Below are 12,122 nucleotides of genomic sequence, written 5' to 3' on the forward strand. Positions count from 1 at the left end.
CGCGTTGCAAGCCGTGGGCCGCTGTTCCGGCAGTGCTGACCACGACGTGAGGGCGCCGGGACGGCAGGTTCGAGCTGGCGGAAGGCCTCGGGGTGCGCCCAGTGGGACGCCACGGACAAGAAGTGCGCGGCGGCGGACAAGGCGCACGTGACGGCGACCAGCCTCAAGGCGGGGCAGGCGAAGCCGACCCGCACCCCGCTGGGGGTGAAGGGCCTCAACGCCAAGGTCATCTACGACGACGGCCGGTACCTGTCCGGCGCCTCGGTCACCTTCGCCACCCTCGACGGCACGACCCTGTGCACCGCGCGTACCGGTCTCCTCGGTACCGCCACCTGTGACGCCGAGGGCGTCTCCGTGACGGCGGCGGACCAGCTGCTGCGCGGCTACACCGCCACGTACAGCGGCATCAGCACCCTCGTCGGCTCCACGGGCAGGGGCGCTGTGGTCGTCGTCTCGTAGGCCGCGAACGGGGATGCGCGCGCCCGCACCACGCGCCCCCTGTGCGCCTCAAGCGCCCTGGCTTATGGGCCATTTGGTGACCCAGAGGGGCGATAGTGTCGCTGTGCGTGCCAATGGCACGCCCTCCTCCAAGGAAGGACCGGGCCCCACGTCCTCGGGGCCCGGCCCGAATCCAACAGGTGCGGTCAACCGGGATCTTTGGCCGCCTTTGTGGAGGAGGGCGATCCGTGGCCCGTCACCGTAAGCCGACCCTGATCGAGCGGATCTACTTTGTGGTCCGCGAGCTCGGGAGGTGGCTGATCGGGCGTTGACCGACGATCCCCCGACATGCTGGGGACCCTCGGTCGATTGAACGCCCATGCGGTGTTCTGGTCCCCGTCTGGATAACCGGTCCAGGCGGGGGCCTCTTTGTGCGTTGACCGACGATCCCCCGACGTACTGGGGACCCTCGGTCGATTGAACGCCCATACGGTGTTCTGGTCCCCGTCTGGATACTCGGTCCAGGCGGGGGCCTTCCTGCGCAGCGCCGCACGGTGATTTCCGGCCCGCACGGCACCGGGCATCCCCGAGGGGACGCCACCCCCACCGTACCGAATCCGCCACCCAACTTCAGCCCCCACACGCCCAACGGGTGAACCACAACGCGCCCCCATGACGAAGGGGCCGCACCCGCCGCCTGTCAAGAGCGGGTGTGGCCCCTCCGGGCTCTGCGAGCGGAATCCGCGCAAACCGCGGAAGCCGCCTAGCGGCGCGCCGCCGCGATCAGCAGGCGGCGCTGGACCGCCGCGCGGTGCGTCGCGTACAGCGTGATCGACGCGGCGGCCACCATGGCCAGCAGGCCCAGGACGACCGTGCCCTCCCAGCCCGCCGCGCGGAAGGCGATCGCGCCGAGGGTGCCGCCGACCGAGCTGCCCGCGTAGTACGCGAACTGGTAGAGGGCCGAGGCCTGGGCGCGGCCCGTCGTCGCGGCGCGGCTGACGGAGGACGAGGCCACCGCGTGGCCCGCGAAGAAGCCGGCCGTGATCAGGACCAGGCCGACCAGGATCGCGGTCAGCGAGGAGGTGACGGTCAGCAGCAGGCCCACCGCCGTCGTGCCCAGCGCGAGGTACAGCGCGCCGCGCCGGCCGAGGCGGGCGACGAGCGTGCCCGCCGCGGCGGAGGAGGCCGTGCCGACCAGGTAGATCAGGAAGATGGAGCCGACGACTCCCTGCGGCAGGGAGAAGGGCGCCTCCGCCAGCCGGTAGCCGATGACCGTGTAGACCGCGCCGAAGACGGTCATGAAGAGCGCGCCGATCGCGTACAGCCGGCACAGCAGGGGGTCGGTGAGGTGGGCGCGCAGCGTGCGGGCCAGGGAGCTCGCCGAGACCGTGGACGGGGTGAAGTGCCGCGCCTTGGGGATCATGAGCCGGAAGGTCAGCGCGCACACGACCGCCAGCGCGCCCACCGCGCACAGGCCCGCGCGCCAGCCCCATGCCTGGGCCACCCAGCCGGCCAGGATCCGGCCGGTCATCCCGCCGATGGCGTTGCCCGCCACGAACAGCCCGATCGCGCCGACCAGCGCCTTGGGGCGGACCTCCTCCGCCAGGTACGCCATCGCGGAGGCCGGCACTCCGGCCAGCGCCGCGCCCTGCACCGTACGCAGCGCGATCAGCGAGCCCAGGTCGGGGGCGAACGGCACCAGGAGGCCGAGCAGCGCGGCGACGCAGAGGGCCGCCGTCATCGTGGCCCGGCGGCCGAAGCGCTCGGAGAGGGCGCTGAGCGGGACGACCGCGAGGGCGAGGCCGCCGGTCGCGGCGGAGACGGTCCAGCTGGCCTGATCGGCCGTCACACCGAGGCCGCCCGAGATCGCGGGAAGCAGGGCCTGGGTGGAGTAGAGGAGCGCGAAGGTGGCGACGCCGGCGGCGAAGAGCGCGAAGCTCATCCGGCGGTAGCCGGACCCGCCGGGGACCAGCCGGGTGTCGTCGGAGTCGACGTTCGAGGAGGACGGGAGAGGCGACAGGGACGACGCGGTAGAGGCATCCGAGCGTGCGATGACGACGGATGCCCCGGTATCAGCGGGAGGCATGAATCAAACGTATGCACGGTGCATCTGATGCGTCCAATGCACAGAATGGCGATAATCGATCCCATGCAGCATGACCGCAGGTCAAAGGCACCTCTGTCACCGATCGGCAACAGGAGTGTTACCGAAGACTTTGATGGAACACCTACGGCGGAGCTTGCCGCCGGCTCCTGGGCGGCGACCCTGACGCCGCGTCTGGCGCAGTTCACGGCCGTCGCCCGGCACGAGCACGTGACGCGGGCCGCGCACCAGCTCGGCATGCCGCAGTCCACGCTCAGCCGGTCGATGGCCCGGCTGGAGGAGGACCTGGGCGTCGCGCTGTTCGCCCGCCACGGCCGGCAGGTCTCCCTGACCGCCGCCGGGCGCGACTTCCTGACGACGGTCGAGCGCGCGCTGTCGGAGGTCGAGCGGGCCGCCGAGTCCGTGCGGATGGACGCCGACCCGGAGTCGGGCAAGGTCGCGTTCGGGTTCCTCCACACGATGGGCTCCGAGACCGTACCCGAGCTCATCAGGGCCTTCCGCACCGACCATCCGCGCGTCCGGTTCCAGCTGGTGCAGAACTACGGCGAGGCGATGATCGAGCGGCTGCGCGACGGCGAGCTCGACCTGTGCCTGACCTCGCCGGTGCCGGACGAGCCCGACCTGGTGGCGCGCCGGCTGGACGAGCAGAAGCTGCGGCTGATCGTGCCGGACGACCATCCGCTCGCGGCGCGCAAGCGGATCCGGCTGGCGGAGGCGGCGAACGAACTCTTCGTCACCCTCGAACCCGGGTACGGGCTGCGGAAGATCACGGACCGGCTGTGCGCGGACGCGGGCTTCACGCCGAAGATCGCCTTCGAGGGGGAGGACCCCGAGACGCTGCGCGGCCTGGTCGCCGCCGGTCTGGGGGTCGGGCTGCTGCCGCCGCCCGCCGTGCCCCGGCCCGGGGTGGTCGAACTGGCGGTGACGGCGCCGCGCGCGGTGCGCGAGATCGGGGTGGCCTGGCTGGACGGGCATCCGGACACGCCGCCCGTCGCGGCGTTCAAACGGTTCCTGCTGTCGAGGCGGGGGCAACTGCTGCTGCACCGCTGACGGCGCGCCTCAGTGCCTCAGTGCCGCAGCGACTCCCCGAAGCCCGATGCCAGCGGCATCCGCAATCCCAGCGGCGGCGGAGCCGCGAAGGCGTCCACCACCGGGCGGGCGTACGGGTGGCCCAGCAGCGAGCCGCGGACGAAATCGGCGGCGAGTGCGAGGACTTCGGTGCGGTGCTGGTGGAGGGCGTGGCCGTCGGAGTGGACCTCGAAGCGGCAGACGTCGCGGTTGAGCTTCTTGGCGCGCTCGGCGAGGCGGTAGGACAGGTCCGGGTCCGTGCGCTCGTCGTTGGTGCCGTGGACGATCAGCACCCGGCGGCCCGCCAGCTGGCGCACCGGGTCGGGGGTGAGGACGGCGTCGGGCTCGGGCAGCCAGGGGGCGACCGCCAGCACCGACGCCACCGCCGGGTGCCCGGCGGCGAGCAGCGCGGCCCGGGCGCCCATGCCTTGACCCGCGAGGCACACCGGTACGTCGCCGTAGCGCCGCACCGCCTCGTCCGCCGCCCAGAGCACGTCCCCCACCGGGTCGGCGGCCGAACCGTTCCAGCCGCGGTGGCGGTAGCGCAGGACGTGGACGGCCAGGCCCTCCTCGCCGCCCGCCCGGGTCAGCCGGCGGGCCAGGGGGCGCTGGGCGGCCAGCGCGCGGTACGAGGGGCGGCGCACGCCCGCGGCCGGGCCGCCGGGCAGCAGCAGGGCCACCGCCTGCACCGTCGGGCCGGGCGGCAGGCCCGTCGCGCCGAGGGGTTTGCCGAGGCGGGGGGCCTGAAGGACGGGGCTCGCGGAGCCGTCCGGGTCGCTGGGGTCTCGCTGCGGCAACGCTTGCTGGACCATGGCAGACAACGATGGCAGAAGGACCGGTGGTGTCCACCCCACCGATGGGTCACCGTTCCGTATCGTTCGCCGTCATCTACGCGCGTAGGGGCTAGAGTGCGGAAATGACGAGCGAGACGTTCTCCCACACGATCCCGGGACAGCCCTCCCTGCCCTCTCCCGAGCAGATCCGCCGGGCGCCCAAGGTGCTGCTCCACGACCACCTCGACGGCGGTCTGCGCCCCGCCACGGTCGTCGACCTCGCGGCCGCGATCGGCTACGACAAGCTCCCCGAGACGGACCCCGAGAAGCTGGGCGTCTGGTTCCGCGAGGCGGCCGACTCCGGCTCGCTGGAGCGCTACCTGGAGACCTTCGCGCACACCTGCGCCGTGATGCAGACCCGCGAGGCGCTGTTCCGCGTGGCGGCCGAGTGCGCCGAGGACCTGGCAGCGGACGGCGTCGTCTACGCCGAGGTGCGCTACGCCCCCGAGCAGCACCTGGAGGCGGGGCTCACCCTGGAGCAGGTCGTCGAGGCGGTCAACGAGGGCTTCCGGGAGGGCGAGCGCCGGGCGCGCGCCAACGGCCACCGGATCCGGGTCGGCGCGATGCTGACCGCCATGCGGCACGCCGCGCGGGCGCTGGAGATCGCCGAACTCACCAACAACTACCGTGACTCGGGCGTCGTCGGCTTCGACATCGCGGGCGCCGAGGCGGGCTTCCCTCCCACCCGCCACCTGGACGCCTTCGAGTTCCTCAAGCGCGAGAACAACCACTTCACGATCCACGCCGGTGAGGCGTTCGGCCTGCCGTCGATCTGGCAGGCCCTCCAGTGGTGCGGCGCGGACCGGCTCGGCCACGGTGTGCGGATCATCGACGACATCGAGATCGCGGAGGACGGCACGGTCAAGCTCGGCCGGCTCGCGTCCTATGTGCGGGACAAGCGCATTCCGCTGGAGATGTGCCCCACCTCCAACCTCCAGACGGCCGCGGCCACTTCGTATGAAGAGCACCCGATCGGACTTCTGCGGAAACTGCATTTCCGGGCGACCGTGAATACGGATAATCGTCTGATGAGCGGTACCAGCATGAGCCGGGAATTCGAGCACCTGGTCAAGGCCTTCGGCTACACGCTGGACGACATGCAGTGGTTCACCGTCAACGCCATGAAGTCGGCCTTCATCCCATTCGATGAACGTCTGGCCATGATCAATGACGTGATCAAGCCGGGTTACGCGGAGCTGAAGTCCGAGTGGCTGTTCCGCCAGACGACGACGGGAACCGCCTGACCAGCAATTCCCCGCCGGGCCCGGTAATTCCCGGACGGCGTCCAATACCGTGAACGCGGCCGGGGTCCGACAGGGCCCCGGCCGTGTCATTGATTGCGGGTGCGGCGGACTCGTGGCTAGTTTGCAATGCCGCTCCCCTTTTCTTACGGCATCCCCGTCACGATCCCCGTCACGAGTCGAGGACAAACAGATGAAGCAGGCTTCTCTCAAGGCCCTTGGCGCCGCCGTCGTCGGTGCCGCCATCGCCGTCGGCGCGGCGGGCCCCGCCGCCGCCGGCACGCTGGAGTCGGTCACCACCACGGCCACCGGCGCGGCCAAGGGGCTTCCGCTGGAGCAGGTCGCCCCGGCGGCCCCGATGGGCGGCCCGGCGCTCGTCGCCTCGGACCGGCTGATCCGCTCCGGCGTCCTGGAGCAGTCGGCGAAGGCCGCCGACACCGCGCTGGCCCCCCACCTGCCCACCGAGAAACTGACCGGGCACGCGGAGAAGCTCGCCGGGCACCCCCGGGAGGCGACGGCCGAGGCCAACACCGGGAAGCCCGCCGCCGCCCCCGCCGACAACAAGGGCAACGCCGGTCTCCTCGGCGGCCTGCCCACCAAGGCCATCGCCCCCAACGGCCTCTCCCTGCCGGGCCTGGGCACCCCCAACATCAAGTGACGCGTACGGCGTCGGACGAGGCGAACGGGCCGCGCACCCCCGACAGGGGAGCGCGGCCCGTTCGTCGTACGACAGCTCACCAGGCCTTGGCGGACGCGCGGGGGCTGCCCTCGGACGGCATCAGGATCCACAGCGCGAGGTAGAGGACGAACTGCGGGCCGGGCAGCAGGCACGACAGCAGGAACAGCACCCGCACCGTCGTCCGGGACATCCCGAAGCGCTCGGCCAGACCCGCGCAGACTCCGGCGATCATCCTGTGGTTACGGGGGCGGACCAGCGGAGCGGACATGGCGGCGACTCCTTCACATCGAGGTGCCATGGGGAGGGAGTGTTCCCTCTCGATGACTCCACGCTACGGCCGCCGTACCGGGCAAAGCGTCACTCTACGGGGCGATCCCGACCCTGGGGATCGTCGGGGTCAGGGGGCACTCCGCCTCCTCCCGGCGGGGGGCCCGGGTAGGTCCCGCCTCGGCCCTGCGGCGTAGCCGGGCCCGTACCGCCGGGACGACCGCGAGGTGCGCGGCCGTCACCCCGGTGATGTTGAGCAGCAGCGCGTCCACGTCCAGCACCTGGCCCGCGACCCCGCTGCCCACCACCTGGAGGGCCAGCGAGAGCATCGCGCTGGTGAAGACCGTCCGGGCCAGCGAACCCAGCGTCGACGCCCCGATCCGGCCCCCCGCCCACGGCAGCAGCACCCCCAGCGGCGCGAACGGCAGCACCCCGGCCCCTATCGAACGCGCGGCCTCCCAGGGGCTCAGCGCCAGATCGGCCCGGATCGTGGCCAGCGGCTCCATATGCGCGGCGCTCACCCAGGGTGCGGTCAACGGCCGCAGGGCGAGCCAGCCGACCACGAGGACATGGGCGGCCAGGAGGACACAGCCCGCCACGCGGTAGCGGTGTCGGAGGGCGGGCGTACCGCCGTAGCCAAGACGCTGCACGCCCCCCATGACGCCGCACGCGGGGCGCGCGGTTCCGCGTCCGGGTACAGAGAGTCAGCGCCCGTCGGCCGACGGCAGTGGACTGCCGTTGCCCTGCACCGTCTCCGGATGCGTACGGGTCTCGTCGGTGCAGGCGTAACTCTTGGGACGATCGCCCGACGGCCCGCCCAGGATCACCGTGGGCCGCGCGTCGGCCGCCGGCGTCCCCGCGAACGTGCACACGACCTGCGCGAGCGCGAGCGGGGCCAGGTCGTCGGGGGGCATGTTCAGCCGGAGCGCCCCCGCCGGATCGCCCTTCGCCGGACCGCTGACGGTCAGCTGCTGGGGGACCGCCGTGGAGAAACCGGCCTCGTCCTCGGCGGGCGAGGGCGGCCGCTTGAGCTCGTCCAGCAGCGCCCGGGCGAGCGCCGCCGGGTCGCCGCCCTCCGGCACGGACACCAGCCGCGTCACGGGGAGTAGCAGCGAGGTGCACAGCAGCTGAACGGACGTGGTGGCGCTGCCCGGTGTCGCGGAGGCCTGCGGGCCGTGCACCACGCACGTGGCCCGCGAGGGCGCGCTGCCGGCGTCCACGGGCACGGCCGTGCCCCGGATGCCACAGCCGGACAGCCCGGTGACGAGCGCGAACACCCCGGCCGCGACGGCGGCCGTGCGGATCGTCGGCCTGAGCGGCCTCATCGGCTCTCCCCCTCGGCAGGGCCCCGCTCCGGCGCCGAGGCACCGCCGCCGTCGGGGGCGGCGCCACTGTCGGGGGCCGAGTCGCGAGGCAGCGTCAGCGTGAAGACGGCACCGCCCTCGGGGGAGTTCTCCGCTGTGATCTCGCCACCGTGGATATGGGCGTTCTCCAGCGCGATGGACAGCCCCAGACCGCTGCCCTCCGAACGCGGCCGCGACGCGCTCGCCTTGTAGAAGCGGTCGAAGACATGCGGGAGGACGTCCTCGGGGATGCCCGGCCCGTGGTCGCGCACCGCGATCACCAGCGCCTCCTCCGTCTGCCGCACCGAGACCCGCACCGGCGAACCGCCGTGCTTGAGGGCGTTGCCGATGAGGTTGGCCAGGATCACGTCGAGCCGGCGCGGGTCGAGCCGGACCATCGTGCCGCGCTCGGCGTCCAGCTCGACGGCGTCCAGCCAGGCCCGCGCGTCGATGCACGCGGTGATCTGGTCGGCGATGTCCACGTCGTCCAGGACCAGCCGGGCCGTGCCCGCGTCGAAGCGGGTGACCTCCATCAGGTTCTCCACCAGGTCGTTCAGCCTGCGGGTCTCGCTCACCACGAGCTGCACCGCCGGCGCGATCATCGGGTCCAGGGAGTCCGCCTCGTCCTCCAGCACCTCCGTCACCGCGGTGATCGCCGTCAGCGGGGTGCGCAGCTCGTGCGACATGTCGGCGACGAACCGGCGGCTCGCCGCCTCCCGGGAGCTGAGGTCCTCCACCCGCTTCTGCAGCGCCTCGGCCGTCTTGTTGAACGTCCGCGACAGGTCCGCCAGCTCGTCCGTGCCCGAGACCCGCAGCCGGGTGTCCAGCTTCCCCTCGCCCAGCCTGCGCGCCGCGTCGCCGAGCCGCTGCACGGGCCGCAGCACGGTGGAGGCCGCCGCCTGCGCCAGCAGCGCCGAGCCGATCAGCGCCAGGCCGGTGGCGATCCCCAGCGACCAGGCCAGCGAGTTGAGATCGGCCCGCTCGTTCTCCAGGGACTTCAGCAGATAGCCCGTCGGCCCGCCGCCGATCACCTTCGCGCCGCCGACCAGGTACGGCTTGCCGCCGAGGGTGATCCGCTGCCAGTACAGGTGGTACGGGTACGGATTGGACTCGTCGACCTTCCGCTCCCGGTTCACAGCGGTGATCAGCGACTTCGGCACGACGGACAGGGTGAACAGATCGCGGTCGGAGGGCGCGGCGCAGGCGGCGCCGCCCTTGACCGTGCCGATCAGCAGCACCTCGTACTTCTGCGAGGTCGCCGCCATCCGGTCGGCCGCCTCCTGGAGATCCGCGCACGTGGGCAGGAGCGGCAGCGAACCGGTGTTGTCCTGCAACGACTTACGGAAGTCGTCCAGGGCGGCGTTCTGCGTCCGGGTGAGGACCGCGTCACGGTTCAGCCAGTACGCGATGGCCGACGCGGAGACGGCCGCAGCGAGGGCCACCAGCGCGAAGACGAGCATCAGGCGCAGCCGCAGGCTGATCCACCGCATGCTCGGTTTCAGGAGGTTCCTGGCCGCCGCCCAGCCCCGCACCCGACCGGGCTCTTCTGTCACTGTCCGCTCTCAGTCCTCGTGTTCCGTCACAACCGCCGTCCGCCGGGGATCACTGCTGCGGGGCGTCCAGCCGGTACCCCACCCCGCGGACCGTACGGATCAGCGTCGGGGAGGACGGCACGTCCTCGACCTTGGCGCGCAGCCGCTGGACACAGGCGTCCACCAGCCGGGAGTCGCCCAGGTAGTCGTGCTCCCACACCAGCCGCAGCAGCTGCTGCCGGGAGAGCGCCTGGCCCGGCCGGCGGCTGAGCTCCAGCAGCAGCCGCAGCTCGGTCGGGGTCAGCTGGAGGTCCTGGCCGTTCTTGGTGACCGTCATCGCCGACCGGTCGATGACCAGCGAACCGAACGACGCCGAATCGCTGGACTCCCGCTCGCCCCGGCGCAGCACCGCCCTGATCCGGGCGTCCAGCACCCGGCCCTGCACCGGCTTGACCACATAGTCGTCGGCGCCGGACTCCAGCCCGACCACCACGTCGATGTCGTCGTTGCGCGCCGTGAGCAGGATGATCGGCAGCTGGTCCGTCCGCCGGATCCGCCGGCACACCTCGAACCCGTCGATACCGGGCAGCATCACGTCCAGCACGATCAGGTCCGGACGCTGCTCCCGCAGCATCTTCAGGCCCTCCTCGCCCGACGCGGCGGTCACCACACGGTGACCCTGGCGGGACAAGGAGAACTCCAGAGCCGTGCGGATGGCGTCGTCGTCCTCGATCAGCAACAGGAAAGGCACAGTGGTCATTCTGGCCTAAGAGTGGCCGGTAGTTCGACAGAAGGACGCCGCAGCGACCCGGGCCGGCCCCGCAACGGGCGCGGCGAGGCCTGTTGCAGTGCTGTGACAGTCGGCGGACAACGCCATGAAACTGGCCCGGCAGGCTGTGATGCACCGGGCAGGACAGAGGTCCGGGAAACACTGCCGGACCAACTGGCTCCACCGACGGGGGGCGCGAGATGAACGCACTGCACGCCACTGCGACCAGCGCAGTTCGCACGCGCCTGCACGACGCCGGGCGGGCCACCGAGAAGTCCGGTGCCGTGGGCGGGCGGGGGTGCGCTCGCGGCACCGGACGCAACTCAAGGCCGCCGTACATGGTGGCCATCGACGCGATCGCGTACGGGGAGGCCACGGTGGGCGCGGGGGGCGCCGCCACGGCCGACGGGGGAGCGACACCGGTGTGTCGCGGGCGGAGGCGGAGTTCACCGCCTACGTCCAGGAGCGCCGGGCCTCCCTGTACGCGACCGCGTACCACCTGACCGGTGACCGCCACGAGGCGGAGGACCTGCTCCAGAGCGCGCTGTTCTCCACGTACCGCGCCTGGGACCGGATCTCCGACAAGGCGGCGGTCGGCGGCTATCTGCGCCGCACCATGACCAATCTCCACATCAGCGCCTGGCGCCGCCGCAAGCTCAACGAGTACCCGACCGAGGAGCTGCCGGAGACGGCCGCCGAGACCGACGCGATGCGCGGCACCGAGCTGCGCGCCGTGCTCTGGCAGGCCCTCGCCAAGCTCCCCGAGCTCCAGCGCACCATGCTCGTCCTGCGCTACTACGAGGGCCGCACGGACCCGGAGATCGCGGAGATCCTGGACATCAGCGTCGGCACGGTCAAGAGCAGCATCTGGCGGTCGCTGCGGCGGCTGCGCGAGGACGAGACGATCGGCTCCGGCCGGGGCGTCCGCGAGTCCTTCGGGGAGCTCGTGGCGTAACGGACGGACCCGGGTCACGGGGGACCACGGGGATCACGGGGGAACAGCAGGACCAACGGGGGAAAACGGGGGGAGAGAGCGGGCCGGCGGTCGGGGGGACCGCCGGGCCCGCTCTCGCCGTTTCCGGTACGCGTGGAGGAACGTTTCTGTCGAGCGCTCCCGTGCCCGCGCGTCAGACGCGGACGGTCTCGCGGTGGCCGGCGGCCGCGGCGGCGATCCGGCCCATCGCGGTGTCCCTGCCGCAGGCGAAGGCGCCCAGCGCCGTCTGGCGGGCCACGATGCCGCGCTCGGCGCGCATCAGCCGCAGGCCGCGCCGGATCAGGTACAGGACGGGCTTGCGGGCCTCGCGGATGTCACGCAGCAGCCGCTGGCGGAACGTGGCGGAGGGCCGGCCGCGCAGGCACAGGGCGTCCGCGAGGTGCCCGAGCTCCCGGCACGGGCCGATGATGTCGGCGGCGAAGATCCCCTCGGCGATGAACAGCGGCGTCCGCCCGATGTCCAGGCCGCTCTCACCGGTCCGCGAGCTGGTGGAGATGTCATAGACGGGCACGTTCGTCCGGGCCGTGCGGCACAGCTCGTCGATCGCGGCCACGGCGGCCTCCGCGTCCCACGACAGCGGGGAGTCCCAGTCCGTGCCGGTGCCGTCCGGGAGGAGCGGCAGCGTGGGGTCGTCGCCCTCCTTGTAGAAGTCGTCCAGGTTGAGCACCGGCAGCCCGGTACGGGCGGCGAGGGAGGACTTTCCGGAGCCGGAGGGGCCGGTGAGCAGGATGACGCGCGCGGCGGGCGAGTGGGAGGTCACGGGACACCAGTGTGAGGCATTGGGCCGCATGGGGGATCCCCCTGGGTCGCGACGTGCGCGGCGAGTAGCCGATCCACTACGTTGCGTTGTCGTT

The 12,122-nt window shown here is 72.3% G+C and carries 12 protein-coding genes and 1 pseudogene; 5 read left to right on the forward strand and 8 right to left on the reverse strand.

Annotated features, from left to right (window positions below; all coding sequences use genetic code 11):
- Positions 1–147 precede the first annotated feature (147 nt).
- Positions 148–459, forward strand: coding sequence for a hypothetical protein (locus tag EKH77_RS19930; RefSeq protein WP_126915693.1), 312 nt, complete (start codon positions 148–150; stop codon positions 457–459).
- Positions 460–1,201: 742 nt separating this feature from the next.
- On the opposite strand, the gene EKH77_RS19935 is transcribed toward EKH77_RS19930, so the two are convergent.
- Complete coding sequence (locus EKH77_RS19935; RefSeq protein ID WP_126915694.1) at positions 1,202–2,524, reverse strand: MFS transporter; 1,323 nt, start codon at positions 2,522–2,524, stop codon at positions 1,202–1,204.
- Positions 2,525–2,587: 63 nt separating this feature from the next.
- Here EKH77_RS19935 and EKH77_RS19940 point away from each other — a divergent pair, with 63 nt between their 5' ends.
- Complete coding sequence (locus EKH77_RS19940) at positions 2,588–3,592, forward strand: LysR family transcriptional regulator (protein WP_126915695.1); 1,005 nt, start codon at positions 2,588–2,590, stop codon at positions 3,590–3,592.
- Between the two features lie 17 nt (positions 3,593–3,609).
- Here the strand turns inward: EKH77_RS19940 and EKH77_RS19945 are convergent, their stop codons facing one another.
- The gene (locus EKH77_RS19945) at positions 3,610–4,422 is read right to left on the reverse strand and encodes an alpha/beta hydrolase (protein WP_430980995.1); all 813 of its coding nucleotides are present in this window, start codon (positions 4,420–4,422) and stop codon (positions 3,610–3,612) included.
- A 104-nt stretch (positions 4,423–4,526) separates the two neighbouring features.
- Between EKH77_RS19945 and EKH77_RS19950 the strand changes: the two genes are divergently transcribed.
- Positions 4,527–5,687 (forward strand): adenosine deaminase, encoded by a 1,161-nt coding sequence (locus tag EKH77_RS19950; RefSeq protein WP_126915696.1) that lies wholly within the window; start codon positions 4,527–4,529, stop codon positions 5,685–5,687.
- A 190-nt stretch (positions 5,688–5,877) separates the two neighbouring features.
- A complete protein-coding gene (locus tag EKH77_RS19955; RefSeq protein WP_126915697.1) occupies positions 5,878–6,342 on the forward strand; it encodes a hypothetical protein in 465 nt (154 codons plus the stop codon).
- 76 nt (positions 6,343–6,418) lie between these two features.
- On the opposite strand, the gene EKH77_RS19960 is transcribed toward EKH77_RS19955, so the two are convergent.
- The 5 genes from EKH77_RS19960 to afsQ1 all read right to left on the reverse strand — a co-directional run bounded on the left by EKH77_RS19960 (position 6,419) and on the right by afsQ1 (position 10,256).
- Complete coding sequence (locus EKH77_RS19960) at positions 6,419–6,631, reverse strand: PspC domain-containing protein (protein WP_126915698.1); 213 nt, start codon at positions 6,629–6,631, stop codon at positions 6,419–6,421.
- Positions 6,632–6,725: 94 nt separating this feature from the next.
- A complete protein-coding gene (locus EKH77_RS19965) occupies positions 6,726–7,289 on the reverse strand; it encodes a VanZ family protein (RefSeq protein WP_126915699.1) in 564 nt (187 codons plus the stop codon).
- 45 nt (positions 7,290–7,334) lie between these two features.
- Positions 7,335–7,955, reverse strand: coding sequence for a hypothetical protein (locus tag EKH77_RS19970; protein WP_126915700.1), 621 nt, complete (start codon positions 7,953–7,955; stop codon positions 7,335–7,337).
- Positions 7,952–9,463 carry a sensor histidine kinase gene (locus tag EKH77_RS19975; protein ID WP_240667437.1) on the reverse strand — a complete coding sequence of 504 codons (1,512 nt, stop codon included), beginning with the start codon at positions 9,461–9,463 and terminating at the stop codon, positions 7,952–7,954. The genes EKH77_RS19970 and EKH77_RS19975 overlap by 4 nt, the downstream gene beginning before the upstream one ends.
- 112 nt (positions 9,464–9,575) lie before the next feature.
- On the reverse strand, positions 9,576–10,256 hold the full coding sequence (gene afsQ1 / locus EKH77_RS19980) for a two-component system response regulator AfsQ1 (protein WP_206280036.1): 681 nt from the start codon (positions 10,254–10,256) through the stop codon (positions 9,576–9,578).
- A 218-nt stretch (positions 10,257–10,474) separates the two neighbouring features.
- Here afsQ1 and EKH77_RS19985 point away from each other — a divergent pair.
- A pseudogene (locus EKH77_RS19985) lies at positions 10,475–11,229 on the forward strand (SigE family RNA polymerase sigma factor).
- A 172-nt stretch (positions 11,230–11,401) separates the two neighbouring features.
- Here EKH77_RS19985 and EKH77_RS19990 read toward each other — a convergent pair.
- The gene (locus tag EKH77_RS19990; protein WP_126915703.1) at positions 11,402–12,058 is read right to left on the reverse strand and encodes a uridine kinase family protein; all 657 of its coding nucleotides are present in this window, start codon (positions 12,056–12,058) and stop codon (positions 11,402–11,404) included.
- Positions 12,059–12,122: the final 64 nt, after the last annotated feature.

The sequence above is a fragment of the Streptomyces luteoverticillatus genome (assembly GCF_003970715.1).
In the GTDB taxonomy this organism is placed as follows: Bacteria; Actinomycetota; Actinomycetes; order Streptomycetales; family Streptomycetaceae; genus Streptomyces; species Streptomyces abikoensis.